This is a genomic window from Pseudomonas reidholzensis (assembly GCF_900536025.1).
In the GTDB taxonomy this organism is placed as follows: domain Bacteria; phylum Pseudomonadota; class Gammaproteobacteria; order Pseudomonadales; family Pseudomonadaceae; genus Aquipseudomonas; species Aquipseudomonas reidholzensis.
On the sequence record NZ_UNOZ01000027.1, the window covers coordinates 24359 to 47208 of the forward strand.

23 protein-coding genes are annotated in these 22850 nt (G+C 64.9%); 6 read left to right on the forward strand and 17 right to left on the reverse strand.

Annotated features, from left to right (window positions below; genetic code table 11):
* Nucleotides 1-3 precede the first annotated feature (3 nt).
* From ccoO (CCOS865_RS17385) to ccoN (CCOS865_RS17415), 6 genes are all read right to left on the reverse strand, one after another.
* Nucleotides 4-612: a cytochrome-c oxidase, cbb3-type subunit II gene (gene ccoO, locus CCOS865_RS17385; RefSeq protein WP_119143049.1), complete on the reverse strand. Its 609-nt coding sequence runs from the start codon at nt 610-612 to the stop codon at nt 4-6.
* Nucleotides 612-2054 (reverse strand): cytochrome-c oxidase, cbb3-type subunit I, encoded by a 1443-nt coding sequence (gene ccoN / locus CCOS865_RS17390; RefSeq protein ID WP_119143050.1) that lies wholly within the window; start codon nt 2052-2054, stop codon nt 612-614. Before ccoN (CCOS865_RS17390) ends, ccoO (CCOS865_RS17385) begins: the two co-directional genes overlap by 1 nt.
* Before the next feature lie 423 nt (nt 2055-2477).
* Entirely contained in the window at nt 2478-3419 is a 942-nt protein-coding gene (gene ccoP / locus CCOS865_RS17400) for a cytochrome-c oxidase, cbb3-type subunit III (RefSeq protein WP_119143052.1), read from the reverse strand.
* Nucleotides 3416-3607 (reverse strand): cbb3-type cytochrome oxidase subunit 3, encoded by a 192-nt coding sequence (locus CCOS865_RS17405; RefSeq protein WP_119143170.1) that lies wholly within the window; start codon nt 3605-3607, stop codon nt 3416-3418. Before CCOS865_RS17405 ends, ccoP begins: the two co-directional genes overlap by 4 nt.
* 9 nt (nt 3608-3616) lie before the next feature.
* The gene (gene ccoO, locus CCOS865_RS17410; protein ID WP_119143054.1) at nt 3617-4225 is read right to left on the reverse strand and encodes a cytochrome-c oxidase, cbb3-type subunit II; all 609 of its coding nucleotides are present in this window, start codon (nt 4223-4225) and stop codon (nt 3617-3619) included.
* Nucleotides 4226-4238: 13 nt separating this feature from the next.
* Nucleotides 4239-5663, reverse strand: a complete 1425-nt coding sequence (ccoN, locus tag CCOS865_RS17415) for a cytochrome-c oxidase, cbb3-type subunit I (protein ID WP_119143056.1) — start codon at nt 5661-5663, stop codon at nt 4239-4241.
* Nucleotides 5664-5712: 49 nt separating this feature from the next.
* On the opposite strand from ccoN (CCOS865_RS17415), the gene CCOS865_RS17420 reads away from it, so the two are divergent.
* On the forward strand, nt 5713-6405 hold the full coding sequence (locus CCOS865_RS17420) for an alpha/beta family hydrolase (protein ID WP_119143058.1): 693 nt from the start codon (nt 5713-5715) through the stop codon (nt 6403-6405).
* A 106-nt stretch (nt 6406-6511) separates the two neighbouring features.
* Here CCOS865_RS17420 and ppnP read toward each other — a convergent pair whose 3' ends face one another.
* Both ppnP and CCOS865_RS17435 read right to left on the reverse strand, forming a co-directional pair.
* The gene (ppnP, locus tag CCOS865_RS17430) at nt 6512-6796 is read right to left on the reverse strand and encodes a pyrimidine/purine nucleoside phosphorylase (protein ID WP_119143060.1); all 285 of its coding nucleotides are present in this window, start codon (nt 6794-6796) and stop codon (nt 6512-6514) included.
* A 74-nt stretch (nt 6797-6870) separates the two neighbouring features.
* Entirely contained in the window at nt 6871-7422 is a 552-nt protein-coding gene (locus CCOS865_RS17435; RefSeq protein WP_119143061.1) for a 3'-5' exonuclease, read from the reverse strand.
* 151 nt (nt 7423-7573) lie between these two features.
* Here CCOS865_RS17435 and CCOS865_RS17440 point away from each other — a divergent pair, with 151 nt between their 5' ends.
* Both CCOS865_RS17440 and CCOS865_RS17445 read left to right on the forward strand, forming a co-directional pair.
* Nucleotides 7574-8374 (forward strand): substrate-binding periplasmic protein, encoded by an 801-nt coding sequence (locus tag CCOS865_RS17440; RefSeq protein WP_119143063.1) that lies wholly within the window; start codon nt 7574-7576, stop codon nt 8372-8374.
* 63 nt (nt 8375-8437) lie between these two features.
* Nucleotides 8438-9451: a GNAT family N-acetyltransferase gene (locus CCOS865_RS17445; RefSeq protein ID WP_119143064.1), complete on the forward strand. Its 1014-nt coding sequence runs from the start codon at nt 8438-8440 to the stop codon at nt 9449-9451.
* Nucleotides 9452-10298: 847 nt separating this feature from the next.
* Here CCOS865_RS17445 and CCOS865_RS17450 read toward each other — a convergent pair.
* From CCOS865_RS17450 to CCOS865_RS17480, 7 genes are all read right to left on the reverse strand, one after another.
* Nucleotides 10299-10931 (reverse strand): hypothetical protein, encoded by a 633-nt coding sequence (locus tag CCOS865_RS17450; RefSeq protein ID WP_119143066.1) that lies wholly within the window; start codon nt 10929-10931, stop codon nt 10299-10301.
* A gap of 159 nt (nt 10932-11090) precedes the next feature.
* The gene (locus tag CCOS865_RS17455) at nt 11091-12227 is read right to left on the reverse strand and encodes an HlyD family secretion protein (RefSeq protein ID WP_119143068.1); all 1137 of its coding nucleotides are present in this window, start codon (nt 12225-12227) and stop codon (nt 11091-11093) included.
* Nucleotides 12224-13873: an MFS transporter gene (locus CCOS865_RS17460; protein WP_119143070.1), complete on the reverse strand. Its 1650-nt coding sequence runs from the start codon at nt 13871-13873 to the stop codon at nt 12224-12226. Before CCOS865_RS17460 ends, CCOS865_RS17455 begins: the two co-directional genes overlap by 4 nt.
* Before the next feature lie 94 nt (nt 13874-13967).
* Nucleotides 13968-14990: an XdhC family protein gene (locus CCOS865_RS17465; protein ID WP_119143072.1), complete on the reverse strand. Its 1023-nt coding sequence runs from the start codon at nt 14988-14990 to the stop codon at nt 13968-13970.
* Between the two features lie 15 nt (nt 14991-15005).
* On the reverse strand, nt 15006-16352 hold the full coding sequence (locus tag CCOS865_RS17470) for a c-type cytochrome (RefSeq protein ID WP_119143074.1): 1347 nt from the start codon (nt 16350-16352) through the stop codon (nt 15006-15008).
* 21 nt (nt 16353-16373) lie between these two features.
* A complete protein-coding gene (locus CCOS865_RS17475; RefSeq protein ID WP_119143076.1) occupies nt 16374-18617 on the reverse strand; it encodes a xanthine dehydrogenase family protein molybdopterin-binding subunit in 2244 nt (747 codons plus the stop codon).
* Nucleotides 18617-19084 carry a (2Fe-2S)-binding protein gene (locus CCOS865_RS17480; RefSeq protein ID WP_119143078.1) on the reverse strand — a complete coding sequence of 156 codons (468 nt, stop codon included), beginning with the start codon at nt 19082-19084 and terminating at the stop codon, nt 18617-18619. Before CCOS865_RS17480 ends, CCOS865_RS17475 begins: the two co-directional genes overlap by 1 nt.
* A 260-nt stretch (nt 19085-19344) precedes the next feature.
* Between CCOS865_RS17480 and CCOS865_RS17485 the strand changes: the two genes are divergently transcribed.
* Nucleotides 19345-19824, forward strand: coding sequence for a nuclear transport factor 2 family protein (locus CCOS865_RS17485; RefSeq protein WP_119143080.1), 480 nt, complete (start codon nt 19345-19347; stop codon nt 19822-19824).
* Between the two features lie 91 nt (nt 19825-19915).
* On the opposite strand, the gene CCOS865_RS17490 is transcribed toward CCOS865_RS17485, so the two are convergent.
* The gene (locus CCOS865_RS17490; protein ID WP_119143082.1) at nt 19916-20593 is read right to left on the reverse strand and encodes a DUF3313 domain-containing protein; all 678 of its coding nucleotides are present in this window, start codon (nt 20591-20593) and stop codon (nt 19916-19918) included.
* Between the two features lie 224 nt (nt 20594-20817).
* On the opposite strand from CCOS865_RS17490, the gene CCOS865_RS17495 reads away from it, so the two are divergent.
* Nucleotides 20818-21201, forward strand: a complete 384-nt coding sequence (locus tag CCOS865_RS17495; RefSeq protein WP_119143083.1) for a type II toxin-antitoxin system RelE/ParE family toxin — start codon at nt 20818-20820, stop codon at nt 21199-21201.
* Nucleotides 21182-21487 (forward strand): helix-turn-helix domain-containing protein, encoded by a 306-nt coding sequence (locus CCOS865_RS17500; protein ID WP_119143085.1) that lies wholly within the window; start codon nt 21182-21184, stop codon nt 21485-21487. The genes CCOS865_RS17495 and CCOS865_RS17500 overlap by 20 nt, the downstream gene beginning before the upstream one ends.
* Before the next feature lie 66 nt (nt 21488-21553).
* Here the strand turns inward: CCOS865_RS17500 and CCOS865_RS17505 are convergent, their stop codons facing one another.
* On the reverse strand, nt 21554-22849 hold the full coding sequence (locus tag CCOS865_RS17505; protein ID WP_119143087.1) for an NAD(P)/FAD-dependent oxidoreductase: 1296 nt from the start codon (nt 22847-22849) through the stop codon (nt 21554-21556).
* Nucleotide 22850 lies beyond the last annotated feature (1 nt).

A 22850-nucleotide genomic window follows, 5' to 3' on the forward strand; every position in this document is an offset into this window, starting at 1 on the left:
GCGTCACCGTTTGCTTTTGATGATGGTGCCAAGGCCTTGCAGGTACGCCACCAGGGCGTCCATCTCGGTCTTGCCCCTGACCGCGTCGGCCGCGCCGGCGATGTCCGCGTCGGTGTACGGCACGCCCAGGGTGCGCAGTACGTCGAGCTTTTTCGCGGTGTCCTTGCCATCGAGCGTGTTCTCGACCAGCCACGGGTAGGACGGCATCTTCGACTCGGGCACGACGTTGCGCGGGTTGTACAGGTGCGCGCGGTGCCAGTCATCGGAGTAGCGCCCACCGACCCGGGCGAGGTCCGGCCCGGTGCGCTTGGAGCCCCACAGGAACGGGTGGTCCCAGACGCTTTCACCGGCCACCGAGTAGTGCCCGTAGCGCTCGGTCTCGGCGCGGAACGGGCGGATCATCTGCGAGTGGCAGCCCACGCAGCCTTCGCGGATGTAGATATCGCGCCCTTCGAGTTCCAGCGCGGTGCGCGGCTTCATGCCTTCGACCGGCTTGTTGGTGACGTCCTGGAAAAACAGCGGGACGATCTGGGTCAGGCCGCCGATGCTCACGGCGATGACCATGAAGAAGGCCAACAGGCCGATGTTCTTCTCGACTGCTTCATGCTTCATCAGTGGGCTCCCACGACGACGATCTTGGCGGCGTCTTGCGCTTGTGTGGCATCAGCGGCACGCACCGTGCGGAACACGTTGTAGGCCATCAACAGCATGCCCGAGGCAAAGAACGCACCGCCCAGCGCGCGGACGATATAGCCCGGGTGGCTGGCCTGGAGCGCCTCGACGAACGAGTAGGTGAGGGTGCCGTCGTCGTTGATTGCGCGCCACATCAGGCCTTGGGTGATGCCGTTGACCCACATCGAGGCGATGTACAGCACGGTGCCGATGGTCGCCAGCCAGAAGTGCGCGTTGATCAGCCCGACGCTGTGCATCTGGGCCCGGCCGTAGAGCTTGGGAATCATGTGGTAGACGGCGCCGATGGAGATCATCGCCACCCAGCCGAGGGCGCCGGCATGCACGTGGCCGATGGTCCAGTCGGTGTAGTGCGACAGCGAGTTGACGGTCTTGATCGCCATCATCGGCCCTTCGAAGGTCGACATGCCGTAGAACGCCAGCGACACCACCAGGAAGCGCAGGATCGGGTCGGTACGCAGTTTGTGCCAGGCCCCGGAGAGGGTCATCATGCCGTTGATCATGCCGCCCCAGCTGGGCGCCAGGAGGATGATCGACATGACCATGCCCAGCGACTGCGCCCAGTCGGGCAGGGCGGTGTAGTGCAGGTGGTGCGGGCCGGCCCAGATGTACAGGGTGATCAGCGCCCAGAAGTGCACGATCGACAGCCGGTACGAGTAGATCGGCCGCTCGGCCTGCTTGGGCACGAAGTAGTACATCATCCCCAGGAAACCGGTGGTCAGGAAGAAGCCCACCGCGTTGTGCCCATACCACCACTGGATCATCGCATCGGTAGCGCCGGCATAGGCCGAGTAGGACTTGAACAGGCTGACCGGCAGCGAGATGTGGTTGACGATGTGCAGCATCGCCGTGACCACGATGAAGGCGCCGTAGAACCAGTTGCCGACATAGATGTGCTTGGTCTTGCGCTTGACGATAGTGCCGAAGAACACCAGCCCGTAGGTGACCCAGACGATCGCCAGGAGGATCGCGATCGGCCACTCCAGCTCGGCGTATTCCTTGGTCGTGGTGTAGCCCATCGGCAAGGTGATCAGTGCGCTGACGATCACCGCCTGCCAGCCCCAGAAGGTGAAGGCGGCCATCGCGTCGGAGATCAGCCGGGTCTGGCAGGTGCGCTGCACCACGTAGTACGAGGTGGCGAACAGCGCACAACCGCCGAAGGCGAAGATCACCAGGTTGGTGTGCAGGGGGCGCAGGCGGCCGAAGCTCGTCCATGGCAGGTCCAGGTTGAGCTGTGGCCATACCAGTTGCGAGGCGATGAAGACGCCGATGCCCATGCCAAGGATCCCCCAGACCACCGTCATGATGGCGAACTGGCGGACCACCTTATAGTTATAAGCAGTCGGACTGATTGCTGTGCTCATTCTAAGGTTCCACGGTTTGGGTAGTTCTTGTTGGTTGAAAAATCGGCGCCAGTATTGATAACCACCAGGGTTATGGCAACGCAAGGCTCCTTGCGCCGACCCGTGTCCAGGCCCTCTACCGCCGTCCCGCGGCTGTCGGGTTCGGAAGATTGTACACAAATAAATTCTTGTAATGTGTACCGTTTTTCATCTTTTTCTGATCGAACGGTCAGGGTTTTTTGACGGCCAAGGGCGGCTGTTTGCTCATCCTCAAGCCGTAGGCGAACCGTTCGAAAGACTGCGCAGCGTCAGGCCATGCGCCGCGTCGTAGGCCAACGCTGGATGCGTGGCCACTTTGGCAACAAGCTTAGTTCTGTTCGGGGGGGGTGCAAGGGGAGGGGTATTGCGGGCAAATTCTGGGGCCGCTGTGCGGCCCCAGGGATGTTACTTGGCAGTTACGGTTTCAGCGGGTTGTTCATGCGACAGGCTGTACACATACGCGGCCAGCAGGTGCACCTTGTCATGCCCCTGGATCTCTTCCTGCGCGGGCATCTGCCCTTGGCGACCATAGCGAATGGTCTGTTGCAGCTGCGCGAAGCTCGAGCCATAGATGAACGCCTGCGGGTGGGTCAGGTCAGGCGCGCCCATCACCGGCGTGCCTTTGCCTTCTGGGCCATGACAGGCGACACAGTTGGCGGCAAAGATCTCTTGGCCCTTCAGCGGGTCGGCCTTGACCCCTTCGGGCAGGCTGCGGCCGTCCATGTTGGTCAACACGAACGCCGCCACATCGGCCACGCCCTGCTCGCCGATCACCTCTGACCAGGCCGGCATCACGCCATGCCGACCGCCCATGATCGACGCCTTGATGGTCTCCGGCTCGCCGCCCCAGCGCCAGTCCTGGTCGGTCAGGTTGGGGAAGCCGTAGGCGCCCTTGGCGTCCGAGCCATGGCACACCGAGCAGTTCGAGGCGAACAGCCGGCCGCCCATTTTCAGCGCCTGCGGGTCCTTGGCCACCTCTTCCACCGGCATGGCGGCGAACTTGGCGAAGATCGGCCCGAAGCGGGCGTCGGCCTTGTCCATCTCGCGCTGCCATTCATCGACCTGGGTCCAGCCGTTCTCGTAGCCGGGCAGGATGCCTTTCCAGTTGCCCAGGCCGGGGTAGAGGATCAGGTAACCAACGCCGAACGCCAGGGTGCCGACGAACAGCCAGAACCACCATTTGGGCAGCGGATTGTCGTACTCCTCGATACCGTCGAAGCTGTGGCCCATGGTCTGGTCGGTGGTGTCGCTGCTCTGGCCCTTGCGGGTGCTGAGCAGCAGCCAGGTCAGGCCGATCAGGCTGCCGAGGGTCAGTACACTGATGTAGGTACTCCAGAAGGTGGTCATTGCCGGTTATTCCTCATGGCAGGTTCCTGCCCGGCGGCGGGCAGGCGGTCATCGTCGAAGGGCAGCAGCGCCGCTTCGGCGAAATCACGGTCACGGCGACGGTTGAACACCCACAGGCTCAGGCCGATGAAGGCGATCATCACCACCAGGGTGCCGAGCCCACGGATCATGCCGATGTCGATTGACAGTTCCATCGCTTACCTCTTGTTCTTGATCGCGGTGCCGAGCACCTGCAGGTACGCCACCAGGGCATCCATCTCGGTGTGGCCCTTGACCGCGTCGCGGGCGCCGGCGATGTCCGCGTCGCTGTACGGCACGCCCAGGGTGCGCAGCGCGCGCATCTTGCCGTCGGTATGGCTGTTGTCGACTTCATGCGCGACCAGCCACGGGTAGGACGGCATCTTCGACTCGGGCACGACGTTGCGCGGGTTGTACAGGTGCGCGCGGTGCCAGTCGTCCGAGTAGCGCCCACCGACCCGCGCCAGGTCCGGCCCGGTGCGCTTGGAGCCCCACAGGAAGGGGTGGTCCCAGACGCTTTCGCCGGCCACCGAGTAGTGCCCGTAGCGTTCGGTTTCGGCGCGGAACGGGCGGATCATCTGCGAGTGGCAACCCACGCAGCCTTCGCGGATATAGATGTCGCGGCCTTCGAGCTGCAGGGCGGTGTAGGGCTTCATGCCTTCGACCGGCTTGTTGGTGACGTCCTGGAAGAACAGCGGGACGATCTGGGTCAGGCCGCCGACGCTGACGGCGAGGACCATCAGCAAGGCCAGCAGGCCGACGTTTTTCTCGATGACTTCATGTTTCATCAGGCGTGTCTCCTCAGGCCGGCTGGGCGTTCGCAGGGGCGGTCGCGGCGTGCGGTGCACGCACCGTGCGCCAGGTGTTCCAGGCCATCAGGAACATGCCGCTGAGGAAGATCGCACCGCCGACGAAGCGCACGATGAAGCCGGGGTGGCTGGCCACCAGGGTTTCGACGAACGAGTAGGTGAGCGTGCCGTCGCTGTTGACCGCGCGCCACATCAGGCCTTGGGCGATGCCGTTGACCCACATCGAGGCGATGTACAGCACGGTGCCGATGGTCGCCAGCCAGAAGTGCGCGTTGATCAGGCCGATGCTGTACATGCGCTCTTTGCCGTAGATCTTCGGGATGGTGTGGTACAGCGCACCGATCGAGATCATCGCCACCCAGCCGAGGGCGCCGGCATGCACGTGGCCGATGGTCCAGTCGGTGTAGTGGGACAGCGCGTTGACCGTCTTGATGGCCATCATCGGGCCTTCGAAGGTCGACATGCCGTAGAACGCCAGCGACACCACCAAAAAGCGCAGGATCGGGTCGCTGCGCAGTTTGTGCCAGGCCCCGGAGAGGGTCATCATGCCGTTGATCATGCCGCCCCAGCTTGGCGCCAGGAGGATCAGCGACATGACCATGCCCAGCGACTGTGCCCAGTCGGGCAGGGCGGTGTAGTGCAGGTGGTGCGGGCCGGCCCAGATGTACAGGGTGATCAGCGCCCAGAAGTGGACGATCGACAGGCGATAGGAATACACCGGCCGCTCGGCCTGCTTGGGCACGTAGTAGTACATCATCCCGAGGAAGCCCGCGGTGAGGAAGAAGCCCACCGCGTTATGCCCGTACCACCACTGCACCATGGCGTCGGTGGCGCCGGCGTAGACCGAGTAGGACTTGGTCAGGCTGACCGGGATTTCCAGGTTGTTGACGATGTGCAGCAGCGCCACGGTAAGGATGAACGCACCGAAGAACCAGTTGCCGACATAGATGTGCTTGGTGTTGCGCTTCATCAGCGTGCCGAAGAAGACGATCGCGTAGGCCACCCAGACAATGGTGATGAGGATGTCGATCGGCCATTCGAGTTCGGCGTATTCCTTGGAGCTGGTGTAGCCCAGCGGCAGGGTGATGGCCGCGAGCACGATCACCAGTTGCCAGCCCCAGAACGAGAACGCCGCCAGCTTGGGTGCGAACAGGGTGGTCTGGCAGGTGCGTTGCACCGAATAATACGAGGTGGCAAACAGCGCGCAGCCGCCAAAGGCGAAGATCACCGCATTGGTATGCAGCGGGCGCAGGCGGCCGAAGCTGGTCCACGGCAGGTCGAAGTTGAGGGAGGGCCAGGCGAGTTGTGCGGCGATGAAAACGCCGAGTCCCATCCCGACGATTCCCCACACCACCGTCATGATGGCGAATTGGCGGACCACCTTGTAGTTATAGGCGGTACTGGGTGTTGTGTTCATGTATGGGTTCCCATCCACGGTTATAGGCAGGCTAAACAGCGAGGCAAGAATGAAAGAAGGGCAAAGTGCCGGTATTGACGGGGGTCAATGGCCGCATGTGGGAAATGTCCCAGGCTTGCGCTGCGATCCTCCGCAAATGGGCGGTGATCACGGCTATTCGGGCTGTTTGATCCTGGCCCACGGCGCGGGCGCGCCGATGGACAGCGGGTTCATGGACGACATGGCGCAAAGGCTGGCGGCACAAGGGGTGGGCGTGGTCCGCTTCGAGTTTCCGTACATGGCCGAACGGCGCCTGAACGGCGGCAAGCGGCCGCCCAATCCGCAGAAGGTGCTGCTGGAATGCTGGCGTGAGGTGTACCGGCAGGTGCGACCTTTGGTCACAGGGCCGCTGGCGATTGGCGGCAAGTCGATGGGCGGGCGCATGGCCAGCCTGTTGGCGGATGAGCTGGAGGTCGATGCGCTGGTGTGCCTGGGCTATCCGTTCTATGCGGTGGGCAAGCCGGAGAAGCCGCGGGTCGAGCATCTCGCAGGGTTACGCACGCGGACGCTGATCGTTCAGGGTGAGCGCGATGCGCTGGGTAACCGGCAGGCGGTCGAAGGGTATGAGCTGTCGCCAGCGATCGAGGTGTGCTGGCTGGGGGCGGCGGACCATGACCTGAAGCCGTTGAAGGCGTCGGGGCTGACCCACGAGGGGCATTTGCAGACGACGGCGGAGCGGGTGGCGGCGTTTATTCGGCAATAATCGGTTGCCTGTGCCGGCCTCTTCGCGGGTAAACCCGCTCCCACAGGGGGCAATGTGAACCCTGTGGGAGCGGGTTTACCCGCGAAGAGGCCGCACATTCAATAGATCAGTCGCGGTACTCGCACAGGTAAGCGGTCTCAACAGCCACTTTCAGCTGGAACTTGCTGTCGGCTGGCACGTTGAACTGGCTGCCGGCGGTGAAGTTTTCCCAGTTGTCGCTGCCTGGCAGCTTGACGTTCAGGGCGCCGGAAACCACGTGCATGATTTCGCGCTTGGCGGTGCCGAACTCGTATTCGCCCGGGGCCATCACGCCAACGGTGGCCGGACCTTCTTCACCGGTGAAGGCGATCGACTTGACGGTGCCATCGAAGTACTCGTTGACCTTGAACATGGGGCGACTCCTGAAAAAGGATGAGAAAAAGGGCTGGCCAGTATGCCCAAGGCCCGCCCCGTCGTCATCTGCTTTCAGGCGCCGTTGGCCGGCAGGCTCAGGGGCAGCAGGCGCGCGGTGTTGCGGGCGTCTTCGAGGGCGCGATGCTGCTGGCCGGTGAACTGCAGGCCGGCCAGTTGCAAGGCGCCGTTGAGGCCGGCCGGGCGCTGCAGGTGTCGGGCCTTGGCGAAGCGCTGCTTGAGGTTGATGTGCGGCAGGTCCTGCAGGCGGCTGCGGACCTTGTAGTCGTGCCATTCCTGGAGCAGTTGCCGGCGGTCATAGTCGCCCCAGCTGACCCACGCCTGCAGCGCCTCGGCCTGCTCGCCGAGCCAGCCTTCGAACTGCGCCCAGGCTTCGCGAAAGCACGCGGCGGCGTCCACGTCGGCCTGGCTGATGTGGGTCAGCTCGCGGCAGAACGGCGTCAGTTGCGGCCGTCGCTTGGGCCGGACGAAGCACTGGAAGTGGTCCACTTCGCGGCCTTCCCGGGTCACCAGGCTGGCGCCGATTTCGATGATTTCCATTTCCGTGACCGGCCAGCCGCCGTCATCGGTGGTGGCCTCCAGGTCGATCACTAACCAATGGGCCATGGCGGGCTCCCTTGCAAGACTTGCTAGAGCGTAGCCAAAGTCGGCCGCCGAGGCATCCCATGGCACTTTGGCATAGCCGACGGTTGTGCCAGGGTAGGAAAACGCCTAGCTTACGTGTACCAAGGTCCCATCCCGTATCGAGTGTTCCGTCTTGACTCCACTGCCCAGGCTCAAGGCCTTTTCTGCCCTGCTACTGTTCGCGCTGTCGTGGCTGGCGGTGCCCGCCTGGGCCGAACAAGGGGTCGAGATCAGGATCGGCGCGGCGCACTTCCCCCCGTATACCGTGCGCCCGGAGCAGGGCGCCGAGCGCGGCTTGCTGGCGCAGCTGGCCGAGGCGCTCAACGCGCTGCAGCAGGATTACCGCTTCGTGCTGGTGCCGACCTCGATCCCCCGACGCTTTGGCGATTTCCAGCAGGGCCGTACCGACATGGCCATCTTCGAGAACCCGCAATGGGGCTGGCAGCAGATCCCGCACCAGGCGGTGGACATGGGCCTGGAAGACGCCGAGATCTTTGTCGCCCGGCAGCAGCCTGGGCGCGACCAGCACTATTTTGACGAGCTGCGTGGCAAACGATTGGCACTGTTCAACGGCTACCACTATGCGTTCGCCCATTTCAATTCCGACCCGCGCCAGCTGGTTGAAACCTACAGCGCGACGCTGACCTATTCGCATGACAGCAACCTGTTCATGGTCCAGCGTGGGCGCGCCGAGATCGCCTTGGTCACGCGTTCGTTCTTCAGCGACTTCCTGGTGCGTAACCCGGGTAGCCGCGACCAGTTGATGGCGTCCGAGCGGGTCGACCAGGTCTATCACCATTACGCCTTGCTCCGCCCAGGCGCGCCCATCAGTGGCGCGACCTTCGCTTCGCTGCTGCGCCGCCTGCGTGACAACGGCGAACTGCTGCGCATCTTCACGCCTTACCGGATCAGCGTCGCGGCGCCTGGCGACTAAATTAGCGCCGGCTCATGACGTTTCAGTGGTAAGTCCTTCTTTCATCTTTCGTGAGCCAAGACCATGCCGTTCGATGTCGCCTCGCAGCCCCTGTCCTTGCCCCGTTGGGGGAGCCTGAGTGCCGATGAGGGGGACGCTCGGCTGAGCCTGACCCTCGAAGGGCGGCCGCTGATTCAACTGCGCCTGGTGCCGGGCGAGGTGCTGGCGGTGCACCTGCAGGAGATCTGCAGCGAGCGTGTTCAGCAGGCGCTGTGGGCGGCGTGTTATTGGCTGTTCGCGCGTGACGTGGGTTGTCAGCGCTTGCAGTGGCATTTGCCCGACGCCGTGCCGCAGGCTCAGGCGACGGGTCTGTTGCTGGCCACTGCGCAGGCGGGTGTGTACCTGAGCGAACGCACGCTGTTCTGGCAGTTGCCGCAGCCGTGGTTGGGCGAGTCGATCAGCGCGGTGTACCCGCAGCAGATGCAGATGAGCGATGGCAAGCGTCACCCGCGCCGAGCACCCAAGCCGCGCGGTGAGGTGTACCGGCGTTTCGACTCGCGCCTGGGGGCGTGGGTGTCGCTGCGTACGCTGGAGATCGAGGAGGACCTGGAGCGCTACAGCCGCTGGCAGAACAACCCGCGTGTGGCGCATTTCTGGCAGGAGCAGGGGAGCCTGGAGCAGCACCGTGAGTACCTGACCAAGCTTGCGGCCGACCCGCATGCCTTGACCTTGATTGGCTGTTTCGATGACCAGCCGTTTGCCTATTTCGAGGCGTATTGGGCCAAGGAAGATCGCATCGCGCCGTTCTGTCAGGCGGATGATTATGATCGCGGGATGCACATGCTGGTCGGGGAGGAGAGCCACCGGGGGCCGCACAAGGTCGCCAGCTGGATGTCGGCGCTGGTGCACTACCTGTTCCTGGATGACCCGCGGACCCAACGGATCGTGGTCGAGCCTCGGGCGGACAATGCGAAGATGATCGGGTATCTGCAGGATCAGGGCTTCCACTGTGACAAGGAGTTCGATTTTCCGCACAAGCGGGCGGCGTTGGTGATCCTTGGGCGGGAGCGGTTTTTCGACCGGTGTGTTTTGGTTTAGGGGCTTTGGGTGGGGGGCGGTGGCGGGGGCGGTGGTGGGGCATATCCGTTTGATGGGGTGCTGCTGCTGGCCCCTTCCGCCCTTACGGCGGGTCACTTTTTTTCTTGGAAAAAAGTAACCAAAAACCGCTTGCTCCTGCATCCGGCCCTTCGCTGCGCTACGGGTTCCCTCACTCCGGCCTTGCTCCCGCGAGGACCGGGCTGTACGGGCCTTCCTGGCCCGCAGCCCTTGCCGGCCTTCCTGGCCGTCACCTCGCTTCGCAAGACCTCCGTTCGGCCTCCTGAAGTCGCAGTAGATCAAGATCACAAGCCAGATCAAGATCAACGGCCAGGGCAACGGCTGGCGAATCGCTTCGCTCTCGCTTGTTTATAAGGGCGGTATAGCGCGTCAGCGCCAGAATGTGCATTGGCAGTTCCGGCCTCTTCGCGGGTAAACCCGCTCCCACAGGTTATCTGCTGACTGTAAGGCCACTGCGGTCCCTGTGGGAGCGGGTTTACCCGCGAAGAGGCCAGGCTATCCACCACCATTGCCACTATCGAAGATAACGCCAGCCCAGGCGCCACCCGTAACTTGGCGACCTCAGGAGGCCGAACGGAGGTCTTGCGGAGCGAGGTGACGGCCAGGAAGGCCGGCAAGGGCTGCGGGCCAGGAAGGCCCGTACAGCCCGGTCCACGCGGGAGCAAGACCGGAGTGAGGGAACCCGCAGCGCAGCGGAGGGCCGTATGTGGGAGCCGGCGGTTTTTGGTTACTTTTTTCCAAGAAAAAAAGTGACCCGCCGTAAGGGCGGAAGGGGCCAGAAGCGCCACCACATCAAATGGATAAGCTCACAATCCACCACCCCAACCCCCTACTTCCCAAGCAACCGCTCATGCACCCAGCCATCGTTGGTCAACACCATCCCCTGCGTTTCCTTCAACGGCGTAGCGCCACTGGCGACCACCTTGTCCAACCCGGCAACACTGCCCCTGACGCCATCATTCGCCGCCCACTCAGGCAACCCGGTGATGCTGTAGGCGTAGGTCACCCGCGACACCTTCTGCCCCGCCAATTCCCCCGGCTCACTGAACTGCTCGATGCCGGTCACCTGCGCCTTGCCGAAACACAACCCACCCACGGTCTTGCCATTGAGCAGCTTGTGCCCGTCGGCCTTGTAGTACTTGCGGCCTTCGTCGGTCAGGTCATAGGCGTAGTAGATATCGGTGCGTGCCCGCTGCCACAGGCGCTCGGGCACTTCGGTACGGGAGATTTCCTTTTCCGTGACAACGCCGACCGCGGCCAGCGCGTGCAGCGCCTTGTTGGTGCCGTTGACGTCGAAATCCTGGGTCTTGGTCGGGAACGACGTGACCACGAAACAGTGAGGGTACTGGGTGTCGAGGTAGGCCTGGGCGGCTTTGTGCAAGTGGGCCTCGGTGACCTCCTTGCTGTCCGAGCAGCCGGCCAGGGTGGCCAGCAGCGCCAGCGGTGCGAGCGTCCTGTACATGGTCGTGCGTCCTTGAGATGCGGAGAACGAAAAGTTGCCGGAGTGACCGGTGGGTCCGGATTAAAACCCACGGGCTAGAGCGGCGCAATCGTGGCACGACGGCATCGGCAGGCAATTCGTTCAGGCACTAAAGGGTGGTTTTAGGGGTAAGCCTGAGCCTCACTCATGCAGCTGGCGCGTATCGACCTCGACCACCACCGACATCCCCGGGCGCAGCCGGTGTGCTTCTGGCTGCTCGGGGTCGACGGTGATCCGCACGGGGATGCGCTGGGCGATCTTGACGAAGTTGCCGGTGGCGTTGTCGGCCTGCAACAGGGCGAACTCCGAGCCGGTCGCGGGCGAGATCTGCTGTACGTGGCCGCGCAGTTCGAGGTGGTCCAGGGCATCGACGGTGAAGCGCACCGGCTGGCCGATGCGCACCTTGGCCATCTGGGTTTCCTTGAGGTTGGCGATTACCCAGAGGGTGTCCGGGACCAGCGCCATCAACTGCGCCCCGGAGTTGACGTAGGCGCCCAGGCGCGTGCCGATCTGGCCAAGCTGGCCATCGCGCGGGGCGACCACGCGGGTGTTGTCCAGGTCGATGCGCGCCAGCTCGACGGCGGCCTTGGCGTTTTCCACCGCGGCTTCCAACGAGGCGCGGTTGACGATCACCGTCTGCAGGTCCTGGCGGGCGATCTCCAGCGCCGCCTTGGCCTGGGCCAGGCTGGCGACGGTGGCCGCGTTGCTGGCGCGGGCGACATCCAGCTCGCGGCGTGACACCGAACCGTCACTGACCAGCGCCTGGTTGCGGCGCAGCTCGGCCTGGCTCTGCTGGGCCTGCGCGGCGGCGTCGGTGATCGCCGCCTGGCGCTGGACGATGGTCGCCTCGGCGCTCTTGCGTTGCTGCAGGTTATTGGCCAGGGCCGCCTGCTGTTGCTGCAACTGGGCGATCGACTGGGCCAGGCGCTGGGTGTAGATGCGGTCGTCGAGGCGCACCAGCAGGTCGCCGGCCTTGACGAACTGGAAGTCGTGCACCGGCACTTCGACGATATAGCCGGCCAACTGCGGGCCGATGATCGTCACCTGGCCGCGGACCAGGGCGTTTTCGGTGCTCTCGATGGCGCTGCCGAACGGCGGCAGGCGCCAGGCGTAGAGCACCAACAGGATGCCGGCGAGGGCCACCCCGCCAAAGATCAGCGATGACAGTACGCGCACCCGGCGGGAGCGGGTCGGGCTGCTGGGCGCGTTGGGCGGCGTGAGGCCTTCCGGGGTTTCTGCGATGGCCGTTGTCGAAGTGGTCGGTGTCTCTTGGGTCATCTGTTGCTGGCGCCGGGGGTGGAAGTGGAGGGGCTGGCCTGGCGGGTCGTGTACCAGACCCAGAGGCTGCGGATAAAGATCCACAGCATGGTCAACACGGCAATCCCGCCGATCAGCATGAACACGTCGTTGTAGGCCAGCACGTTGGCCTCACGGGTAGCCGCGCTGGCCAGCAGGCGAGTGCCGACCTCGCTGCGCAGGCTGGGGTCGGCGATCAGCCCGGCATAGCCGCTGCCGCCGCTTTGCACGCGGGCGTTGACCAGCGGTTCGAGACGGCCCAGTTGCTCGGCCAGGTTGCTCGAATGGAATTTCTCCCGCACGGTCTGGAAGGTGCCGAGCAAGGCCGCACCGATCAGCCCGCCGAGGCTGTTGCAGATCCCGAACATCACCGAAAAGCTGACCAGATTGCGCGGGTTGGCGCGTACATGGCTGATGCCCAGAGCCATCGAAGGACCAAGGAAAAAGGTGCTGCCGAAGGCCAGCATGAACTGGCTCAGGTACATCTGCGCTGGCCGGGTCAGGTTGCTCGAGCTGCTGTCCATGAACGCGCCGGTGGCCATCAGGCCCAGCGAGATGAACAGCGGCATCACCAGGTGTTGCGGGTTGATGGTCAAGGCGCTGGTGGCCAGCCCGGCGACAGCGCCCAGCAGCATGATCCAGTACAGCTGACGCAGCTGCTCGGTGCCCATGTTGAGGGTCTGCAGAAAGCCCACCGCGCCGGTCGACTGCTCCGAGGTGACCATGCGGATGAGGATCACGCACAGGGCCAGTCGGATCACCGCGGCGCTGCCCAGCCAGCGGGTCATCAGCAACGGGTTGCTGCGGTTGTGCTCGATCGCCAGGCCCGCGCAGATCAGGCCGATCGCGCCGGCCAGGGCAACGCCGATCCAGGGTGCGTCGAGCCACCAGTCGATGCGCCCCAGGGACAGCGCGGCGCACAGCAGCGCGGTACCGCCGGCCATCAGTGAAAAGGTCAGGAAATCCAGCGGCTCGAAGGTCTTGAAACGATCACCGGGTGGCAGCTTGAGCAGCAACACGCAGCCCAGCGCGGTCAGCGCCAGGCCCAGTTCGAACATGTACAGGCCGCGCCACTCGGCGATCTGCAGCAGGTCTTCGGAAAACACCCGGGCCAGCGGTATGGCCAGTTGCGAGGCGCCCAGCCCCAGCACCATGGCCTTCAGTCGCCACTGCGCGGGGAAGGCCTGGATCATGTAGTACAGCCCCAGGGAACTGAGCGCAGCACCGACCATGCCATGCGCCGCGCGCACGGCGACCGCCGAGTTGAGGTCGTTGACGAACAGGTGGGCGAAGGTGACCAGGGCGTAAAGCACCAGGAACACCTCGGTGAAGGCGCGCAGGCCGAACTCCTGGCGGAACTTCACCAGCAGCAGGTTCATCGACACGTTGGTCATGACGAAGGCGGCCGGCAGCCAGGCCATTTCGGCGGTGGTCGCGCCCAGGGCGCCCTGCAGGAAGGTCAGGTTGGCGGTGACCAGGGCGTTGCCCAGCCCGCCGGTAATGGCCACCAGCAGACCCACCGCGCCATAGGCCAGACGCGTGCCGGGGGCGTGCAGTGGCGTCGAGGGCGAGCCGGGCAGGGTGGGTTTTTCGTGAGGGAGCCACTGGCGTGGCGTGTATTTGTCCATGAAGGGTGACTGGCCCGGGTTTGCTTAGGGGAACTGTACGCGACATGATCGGCGAAGCAAATTTTCTCAGGGCCTGGACCCTGAACGCCACCGATCAACCCGCAAGTACCTTCGGCTCCCTGGCCTGTTTGGCATCGCTCACCGACAGCCCGACCGGCACCTGCACGTTGTTCTTCACCGCCAGAATCTCCGCCATGACACTCACGGCGATCTCCGCCGGTGTCTTGCTGCCGATATAGATCCCGACAGGCCCATGCAACCGCGCAAGTGACGCCTCGGTCTCGCCAAAGTGCTCGATCAGCCGCTCGCGACGCTGGCGGCTGTTGCGCCGCGAGCCAATGGCACCGACATAGAACGCCGGGCCATGGAGGGCTTCGAGCAAGGCCAGGTCATCCAGCTTGGGGTCGTGGCTGAGCGCCAGGATGCACGAGCGCAGGTCGGGCGCGAAGGCCCTGACGACATCGTCGGGCATACCGACCCGTTGCTCGACCCCGGCCACATTCCAGCCGCTCATGTACTCGGGCCGAGGATCGCAGACGGTCACCCTGAACCCGTTGAACAGGGCCATGGTGGCGACGTACTCGGCCAGCGCCCCGGCGCCGATCAACAGCATCCGGTAGCCGGGCCCCAGTGTGCTGATCATCTGCCGGCCATCGAAGCTGAACTGCTCGGGCGTCGAGGTGTGTGCCAGGCTCGCCGTACCGCTGGCCAGGTCCAGGGTACGCCGGGCCAGGCCGCCACTGTCGAGCCGGGCGAGCAAATGCGCCAGGGCGGTGTGCGACGGGTTGAACTCGAGGATCAGCTCCAAGGTACCGCCACAGGGCAGCCCGAAGCGGTGGGCTTCTTCGGCGCTGACGCCATAGCGGACCACCTGCGGCAGGCTCTCGGGCAAGCCACTGGCGCCGTAGGCACGGGTGTACCGGTGGATCAGGTCGTCCTCGATACAGCCGCCGGACACGCTGCCGACCACCCGGCCGTCTTCGCGCAGGGCCATCATCGAACCCACCGGCCGCGGCGACGAGCCCCAGGTGCGGGCGACAGTGGCCAGCAGCGCGCGCTCGCCGCCTGCGAGCCAGTCGTGGGCGGTACGCAGGACCATCAGGTCAATGCTTTCCATGGGCACTCCGTGCGTTCATCGCATCTGCAGAATGATCGGGCTGGCACTGGCCGGCCCGGTGTGTTCACGCAACTTCGCTACCTCCTTGGCCTGGACGGCGGCGCCATGATTGCCCCAGGTGCTGCGCACGAAGCTCAGCACCTCGGCGATCTCCCGGTCCGACAGATGCTCGCGGAACGCCGGCATCCGATAGGCATCCGGCACCCCGGCGGTCACCACCCGCTGCGAGCCATTGAGGGTGATGTTGATCGCCGAGGCCGTCTCCTTGGCCAGCGCCGAGGTCGCGCCCGCCAGCGGCGGCATCCACTCCGCCTGGCCACGCCCCTCCAGGCCGTGACAGGACGCACACAGGGTCACGTAGGTGTGCGCACCGGGGGCCTCCAGGCGCGTGGCGGCGGACACCGCCTGGTACTGCCAGGCCGGCCCATCACGCTTGGGGTCGCCCGGCAGCGACTTGAGGTAACGGGCGATCGCCGCCAGGTCCTCATCACTCATGAACTGCGTCGAGTTGTTGTAGGCCTCGGTCATCGAGCCGTAGACCACGGCATGCTGGTTACGGCCAGTCTTGAGGAAACCGGCGATGTCCGCCTCGCTCCAGCGGCCCAGCCCGGTGTTGGGGTCATTGCGCAGGCTGGGGGCGTACCAACCGTCCAGCAAGGCGCCTGCGACAAACGCCTCGCTATGCTCGTTCAGGGCCTTTTCGTTGAACGCCAGGCCACGCGGCGTGTGGCAGCTGCCACAGTGCCCGGGGCCCTGGACCAGGTAGGCACCGCGGTTCCACTGCGGGTCCTGATCGGCTTTCGCGGCGTAGGGCCCGGCGTCGGTGAACACGCCGTTCCACAGCGCGATCGGCCAGCGCAGGTTGAGCGGCCAGGGAATCTCCCCGGGCGTGTTGGCTTGCGCGACCGGGCGCACGCCCTTGTTGAAAAAGGCGTACAGCGCGCGCACGTCATCGTCACTGAGCTTGGCGTAGGAGGGGTAGGGCATCGCGGGGTACAGCCGGCGCCCTCCGGGCGCAACGCCATGGCGCACGGCCCGGTCGAAGTCGGCCAGGCTGTAGGCGCCGATGCCGGTGCTCGGGTCCGGGGTGATGTTGGTGGCGTAGATGGCACCCAGCGGCGTCGCCATCTTCAGCCCGCCAGCGAACGGTGCGCCCTCCGGCACGCTGTGACAGGCGACGCAGTCGCTGAGCCGGGCCACGTACTCGCCGCGCTGGATCAGCGCCGGGTCCGCCGCCGCCGCTGGGCTGTCGGCGAGCGCCGACGCCGGCTCGCGGGTGACATACCAGGCCAGCAGGCCGGCCGCGACGAGGCAGGGCACGGCGAGCACGCCCAAGGTTTTTGCAGTGCTGGATCGGGTCATGTGCGGGTCGTCCTGGCCGGGCTAGCTGAAGGTGTACCGCGACAGCGGCATGCTGCGAATGCGCTGGCCGGTCAGCCGCGCGACCGCGTTGGCCACCGCCGGGGCCACGGCAGGCAACGGCGGTTCACCGATGCCGCCCATCTTCTCGCCGCTCTCGACGATCCGCACATGCACCCGCGCCATGCGTGCCGCCGGCAAGATCGGGTACAGGTCGTAGTTGCGCGCACGCGGCTTGCCGTCCAGGTACACCGCCTCTTCCAGCAGCACCTGTGACAGGCCCAGCGCCACCGCACCGTTGACCTGCGCCTCGACGATCGCCGGGTTGACCACGCTGCCAGGGTCGATGGCCTGCCAGATATCGTGCACGCGCACCTGGCCGTTCTCGATCGAGACTTCGGCGATCACCGCCGCATGCGAGCCGAATGGCGAGGCCATGGCCACCCCACGGGCGCGCTTGCTGCCGTCCGCGGCGGTGAACGGGCCGCGCTGCCAACCGCCGGACAACTCGCCCACGGCCTGCAGCAAGGTGGTCAGGCGTGGGTTGTCGCGCAGCAGGCGCAGGCGCAGTTCATAGGGGTCGTGGCCGCCCTTGTCGGCCAGCTCATCGAGAAACGCTTCGTAGAAGAAGTCGTTCATCGAGTTGCCCACCGAACGCCAGTAGCCGAGCATCGCCGGGCCTTTCACGTAAATCTGCGCCACGCGGCGATTGGCGATGGCGTAGGACTTGCCCGACAGGCCTTCCAGCGCCGTCGGGTCGATCTTGTCCCCCTGTTTGCCGGCAATCGCCTCGGTTGGCCCCTCGGTGGCACTGACCGCTTCGAGCGCCACCGGCAGGCCATCGGCGTCGAGCCCGGCGCGGAACTTGACCACCGCCATCGGCCGCAGCACGTCGCGCAGAAACTCTTCTTCACGGCTCCAGATCAGCTTGATCGGCCGGCCGACGGCCTTGGCCAGGGCAATCGCCTGTGGATAGGGGTTGGCGCTGTCGTAGAGGAAATGCCGGCCAAAGAAGCCGCCGAGCAAGGGCGAGTGCAGGGTGATCTGCGCCGGGTCCAGGCCGGTGCGCTTGGCGATGTCGGCACGGAACATGTCGGGTGCCTGGTTGGGCAGCCAGACCTCAAGCGAACCGTCGGCATTGAAACGCGCCAGCGCCGAGGGCGGCTCCAGTTGGCCATGGTTGAGAAACTGGTTGTGGTAGGTCGCTTCGACCTGGGTCTTGGCTCCCTCCAGCGCCTTGGCAAAATCGCCCTCGCGCTCCTCCTCACGTGCCGGGCCGCTTGCGCCGGCCAGCCGCTCGCGAAAGCCCTCACTGGAAAAGTCCGCCGGCATCGGCCGCACTGGCGAATCGGCGGTCGGCTCCTGCCACTGCACCTGCAGGGCTTCGGCTGCGCGCTTGGCATGCCACCAGCGTTCAGCGACCACCGCCACTGCGCCGGGCAGGCGGTGGACCGAGTGCACGCCTTGCATCGCCTTGACCTGTGCTTCGTTGCGCAGCTCGCCGACATTCATGCCCAGGCGCGGCGCGTGCTGCACCGCAGCGTGAAGCATGTCGTCGAGCTTCAGGTCGATGCAATAGAGCGCCTTGCCGGTGGATTTTTCATAGGCATCGACGCGCTTGACCGGCTTGCCGATCCAGCGGAACTGGCTCGGATCGCGCAGCGTCACGCTGCCGGGGTCGGGTACCGGCAGGTCCATCGCGGCGCCGGCCAGCTCGCCATAGGCCAGCGAACGCCCCGAGGCAGCGTGCACCACGCGCCCCGGCTCGGTGCTCAGCTCGCTCAGCGGCACGCCGAGGCGCTCAGCGCCGGCCTGCAGGAGCATGGCCCGGGCCAGCGCTCCGAGGCGGCGCATGGTCGGGTAGCTCATGCGCACCGACATGCTGCCACCGGTGATGCGCATGCCGTTCTCCATCACCACATAGGCCTCGCCGGGTGGCGCTGCGTCGACCAGGAAGGTTGCCGGGTCGGCGTCCAGCTCTTCGCCGACGATCTGTGCCATGGCGGTAAAGGTGCCCTGGCCGCCCTCCATGAACGGGCTGAGCAGGCGGATGCTGTTGTCCGGGCGAATTTCCAGAAACGCCGGCACCTGGGTGCCTTGCGCCGGTGCTGCCGCTGCGGCGGCCTGCACCCTTGAGCTGCCGAGCGGCAGGCCGAAGCCCAGCACCAGGGCGCCGACGGCGGTGCCGGCGAGGAAGCGCCGGCGCGAGAGGTTGACCGGCGCGTCCAGGGTGAGCAAATCGGCGGGATAATCGACGGGCTTGTCCATCACGCGCCCTCCTGCTTGGGTGCTTGTGCGGCGAGGGCGTGCACGGCGGTATGAATGGCGTTGTAGGTGCCGCACCGGCACAGGTTGACCATCGCCGCCGCGATCTGCTCATCGCTGGGTTTGGGGGTGTGCTTTAGGAGCGCGGTGGCCGCCATCACCTGTCCGGACTGACAATAACCGCACTGTGCCACCTGGTTTTCCACCCAGGCCGCCACCACGCGTTTGCCGACCTCGTCGGTTTCGATGGCCTCGATGGTGGTGATCTCGCGCCCGACCACGCCCGCCACCGGCGTCACGCAGGCACGCACCACGTTACCGTCCACCAGCACCGAGCAGGCGCCGCACTGTGCCAGGCCGCAGCCGTATTTGGTGCCGGTCATGCCCAGATCGTCGCGGATCACCCACAATAAAGGCGTGTCTGCCTCAGCATCGACCTCGTAGGTCGTCTGGTTGATTCGAAGTTGCATGGCTCACCCGTAATCAGTCGGTTGGATGGATCTGGTAGGTCTTGTCGGGCGGTCGAAGGCGCCTCGTTGTGCGCACCCGTGCAAAAAAACTAGCACAAAGGATGGGCGGGCGAAGGACGGATGCCGTCGCCCCTGCGATGGACTGTTGATCAGAAGAGCTGGATCAGGCCCGCTTGGTTCCGCGTGAAGCGGCTATCGTTGCAGGCTGTACCGGCCTCTTCGCGCCGCCACCTTGCGCCGCTAACCCTGGAGACACTGCCATGACCGCTCCCGACGCACCCCGTCCGCCCTTGCCGCCGTTCACCCACGCGTCGGCGATCCAGAAAGTGCGCATGGCCGAGGATGGCTGGAACAGCCGCGACGCCAAAAAGGTCGCCACGGCCTACACCGTCGACACCCAGTGGCGCAATCGCGCCGAGTTCATTCACGGTCGCGACGAAGTCGAAGCGTTCCTGACGCGCAAGTGGAACAGGGAACTCGAGTACCGTTTGATCAAGGAGTTGTGGGCGTTCAGTGAAAACCGCATCGCCGTGCGCTACGCCTACGAATGGCACGACGACTCGGGCAACTGGTTCCGCTCCTACGGCAACGAGAACTGGCAGTTCGCCGACAATGGGCTGATGGCGCTGCGGTTTGCCTGCATCAACGACCTGCCGATCCATCCGTCCGAGCGCAAGTACCTGTGGCCGCTGGGTCGGCGCCCGGATGATCATCCGGGGTTGTCGGAACTGGGGCTTTGACTGCGGGGATGTTTCGCGGTGCTTGAGCAGAGGGCAGATATCAGGATGCCGGCAGTGCCGGGGCCGCTGCCAGGCGGCCCCAAAACGGCCCTCAGCGCGTCTTGTCCTTCAACGCGACAAAGCTCTTGCGCATGTCGCTGGCCCAGCCATCGAGCACCGGCTTGACGTCTTGCAAGGTGAGTTGCTGGGTATCGTTTTCCAGCTCCTTGCCGCTGCCTTTGCGCACCACCTGCGCCAGCACCTTCTGATTGCCGCCGTCGAGGAAGGCCGCTTCCACGGCGATGTCGACGGCCTGGTCACGCCCGCCCGCGGCGGTGTTCACGGCGGCGGCGACCAGGGCGATGGGCACGACCTCATAGGGCTTGAGGCCCTCGGTGTGGGTGGACACCGCCGTGATCGCGGGGCGCACCACGATGGTGTTGGGCCCCGGTGCCTTGGCCAGCGTCAGGACGCTGCCCAGCTCGCGGCGCATGGCGTCGTTGAAGTAGCGGGTGATCTCTTGCAGGGTCTGTGCGGAGATCACCGCGGTGGCTTGTGGCTTGGGATAGAACTGGCTCGGCTCGATGAACACCTGGGTGTAGTCCCCGGCTTTGACGTTGGGGTCTATCCAGCGCATCACCGGCTGGCCAGAAACGCTTTCAGCGGGCTTTAGCCGACTGTAGTCCTTGAGAAACCCGGAATACTCGCTCGGATCGACACGGTTGCTGGAGCACGCGGCCAGGGCAAGCACGGCGGCGCACAGCAGGGTGGCGCGGGGCAGTGGTTTCATGATTGAGGGCATCCATTGAGGGGACGGCCAGAACAACGCTAGCAGGTGCTTGGCAGTTGGCCAGTGGCGGCTGGTTTTTGATGCGCGAGTGAAGGGATGGGGAGGCACGCTGAGGTGGGGGGTGAGGCTGAATCCTACAAAAAAACCTGACTGTGCTGACTATCGTTCGATGTGCAAGATTGAAAAACTATACCCGTTAAGGGTATGATTTGGACGGTCTCATAATGGATGTTTACAAGCGAAGGGATTTTTCACGCTGGCAGGTCAGCGTGAAATTATCGGACGCGATGTTGTGCAGGGCGGTCAACGAGATGCGCAATGGCCTCGTCGATGCAAGCCTTGGTGGTCTGCTGTACAAGAAGCGAATCGCTGCAGACGGAACGGGGAAAAGCTCAGGTTACAGGACCCTCGTTTCGGCGCGCATCGGAAGTCGCTATGTGTTCCTGCATGGCTTTGCCAAGAGTGACAAAGCTTCGATCACTCAAGATGAGCAAAAAGCCTTGCAGTTTGCCGGTAAGATTTTTCTCGAGCTGTCTGCGGTCGCCTTGAACAAGGCCCTGAAGGCAGGTGTATTGATGGAGGTATGCTGTGACCAGCAAACTTATTGAATCCTTGCGCGATGACCTCAGCGCTCTGTACGCGGCTGGCGCTGTCAGCAAGGTCACCCTGCGTGACTTTGAGGCCATCTGCCCGGCCCCGGTGCGCGATTTCAGCGCATTGGACATTCGCCAATTGCGCGAAACGCTCAATTTCAGCCAGCCGGTTTTTGCCTTGCATCTGCACACCAGTGCGTCCACGGTGCGCAAATGGGAGCAGGGAGAAACGCGTCCTGCGGGGCCGGCCCTGAAGCTGCTTAATGTTATTGCTGACAAGGGGTTGCATGCCATTCTTTGAATTGCTTGCAAGAGTTGACGACGATCGGTCTTGAGGGGCCTGCAGCGTTGATCAGCCCTCCCAGGCCTACCCCAACACCTCCCGCACCCGATACCACAACATCCCCAACGCCAGCAGCGGCGAGCGCAGCGCCTTGCCGCCCGGGAAGGTCAGGTGCGGGACCGCGCTGAACACATCCAACCCTCGGCTATGACCCACTGCAATCGCTTCCGCCAGCAGCCTGGCGGTCCAGTGGGTGACGTTCAGCCCGTGACCTGAATACCCCTGGGCGTAATACACATTAGGGTGCTGGCTCAGCCGCCCGACCTGGGGGAAGCGGTTGGCGGTGATGCCGATCATCCCGCCCCATTGATAGTCGATGCGCACCTCGCCCAACTGCGGGAACACCTTGCGCACCTTCGGCAGCATGTAGGCGGCGATGTCCTTGGGGTCGCGCCCGGAGTAGTGGCAGGCGCCGCCAAACAGCAAGCGGCGGTCGGCGGTCAGGCGGTAGTAATCGAGACCGACCTTCTGGTCGCAGAGCGCCATGTTCTGCGGGATCAAGGCGTTGGCAACCTGCTCGGGCAGGGGCTCGGTGGCGACCACATAGCTGCCGGCCGGTAACACCTTGCCGGTCAGACGCGGCTCCAGCTCATCGAGATGGGCGTTGCAGCCGAGCACCAGGCTCTTGGCGCGCACCTTGCCGTGCGCGCAGTGCAGGGTCACGGTAGCGCCATGCTCGATACGCAGCACCGGGCTTTGCTCGAAGATCTGCACACCGAGGCTGGCCGCGGCACGCGCTTCACCCTGAACCAGGTCGAGCGGGTGCAGGTGGCCCGAGCCCATGTCGACCAGGCCGCCGGCATACTGCTCACTGGCGACCACTTCGTGGATGCGCTCGGCACTGACCAGGCGGGTCTCATGGCGGTAGCCGAGGCTGGCCAACTCGTCCTGCTCGGTGCTGAAGGCGGCGAACTGCGCCGGGGTGTTGGCCAGTTCGCAAAAGCCCCAGCGCAAGTCGCACGGGATCGCATACTGGTCGATCCGCTCACGCACCAGCTCGACCGAGTCGATGCCGGCCTGTTTCAGGTAGCGCACGCCCTCCTGGCCGACATAGCGGGCAAAGCCACTGACGTCATGGCCGATGCCGCGGATGAGCTGGCCGCCGTTGCGCCCGCTGGCGCCCCAGCCGATCCGCCGGGCCTCCAGGAGGATCACCGAAAGCCCGCGCTCGGCCAGTTCCAGGGCGGTATTGACGCCGGTCAGCCCGCCGCCGACTACGCAGACGTCGGCAATCAGCTCGGCGTCGAGCGTGGGGTAGGGCGCCGCTGCGCGCGCCGTGGCGGCGTAGTAGGAGGCGGTGTGTCGGGTATCAAGGGACATG

Coding starts and splice junctions, on each gene's coding strand:
- ccoO (WP_119143049.1), bottom strand. CDS start 612: ATGAAGCATGAAGCAGTCGAGAAGAACATCGGCCTGTTGGCCTTCTTC.
- ccoN (WP_119143050.1), bottom strand. CDS start 2,054: ATGAGCACAGCAATCAGTCCGACTGCTTATAACTATAAGGTGGTCCGC.
- ccoP (WP_119143052.1), bottom strand. CDS start 3,419: ATGACCACCTTCTGGAGTACCTACATCAGTGTACTGACCCTCGGCAGC.
- ccoO (WP_119143054.1), bottom strand. CDS start 4,225: ATGAAACATGAAGTCATCGAGAAAAACGTCGGCCTGCTGGCCTTGCTG.
- ccoN (WP_119143056.1), bottom strand. CDS start 5,663: ATGAACACAACACCCAGTACCGCCTATAACTACAAGGTGGTCCGCCAA.
- CCOS865_RS17420 (WP_119143058.1), top strand. CDS start 5,713: ATGAAAGAAGGGCAAAGTGCCGGTATTGACGGGGGTCAATGGCCGCAT.
- ppnP (WP_119143060.1), bottom strand. CDS start 6,796: ATGTTCAAGGTCAACGAGTACTTCGATGGCACCGTCAAGTCGATCGCC.
- CCOS865_RS17435 (WP_119143061.1), bottom strand. CDS start 7,422: ATGGCCCATTGGTTAGTGATCGACCTGGAGGCCACCACCGATGACGGC.
- CCOS865_RS17445 (WP_119143064.1), top strand. CDS start 8,438: ATGCCGTTCGATGTCGCCTCGCAGCCCCTGTCCTTGCCCCGTTGGGGG.
- CCOS865_RS17450 (WP_119143066.1), bottom strand. CDS start 10,931: ATGTACAGGACGCTCGCACCGCTGGCGCTGCTGGCCACCCTGGCCGGC.
- CCOS865_RS17455 (WP_119143068.1), bottom strand. CDS start 12,227: ATGACCCAAGAGACACCGACCACTTCGACAACGGCCATCGCAGAAACC.
- CCOS865_RS17460 (WP_119143070.1), bottom strand. CDS start 13,873: ATGGACAAATACACGCCACGCCAGTGGCTCCCTCACGAAAAACCCACC.
- CCOS865_RS17465 (WP_119143072.1), bottom strand. CDS start 14,990: ATGGAAAGCATTGACCTGATGGTCCTGCGTACCGCCCACGACTGGCTC.
- CCOS865_RS17470 (WP_119143074.1), bottom strand. CDS start 16,352: ATGACCCGATCCAGCACTGCAAAAACCTTGGGCGTGCTCGCCGTGCCC.
- CCOS865_RS17475 (WP_119143076.1), bottom strand. CDS start 18,617: ATGGACAAGCCCGTCGATTATCCCGCCGATTTGCTCACCCTGGACGCG.
- CCOS865_RS17480 (WP_119143078.1), bottom strand. CDS start 19,084: ATGCAACTTCGAATCAACCAGACGACCTACGAGGTCGATGCTGAGGCA.
- CCOS865_RS17485 (WP_119143080.1), top strand. CDS start 19,345: ATGACCGCTCCCGACGCACCCCGTCCGCCCTTGCCGCCGTTCACCCAC.
- CCOS865_RS17490 (WP_119143082.1), bottom strand. CDS start 20,593: ATGAAACCACTGCCCCGCGCCACCCTGCTGTGCGCCGCCGTGCTTGCC.
- CCOS865_RS17495 (WP_119143083.1), top strand. CDS start 20,818: ATGGATGTTTACAAGCGAAGGGATTTTTCACGCTGGCAGGTCAGCGTG.
- CCOS865_RS17505 (WP_119143087.1), bottom strand. CDS start 22,849: ATGTCCCTTGATACCCGACACACCGCCTCCTACTACGCCGCCACGGCG.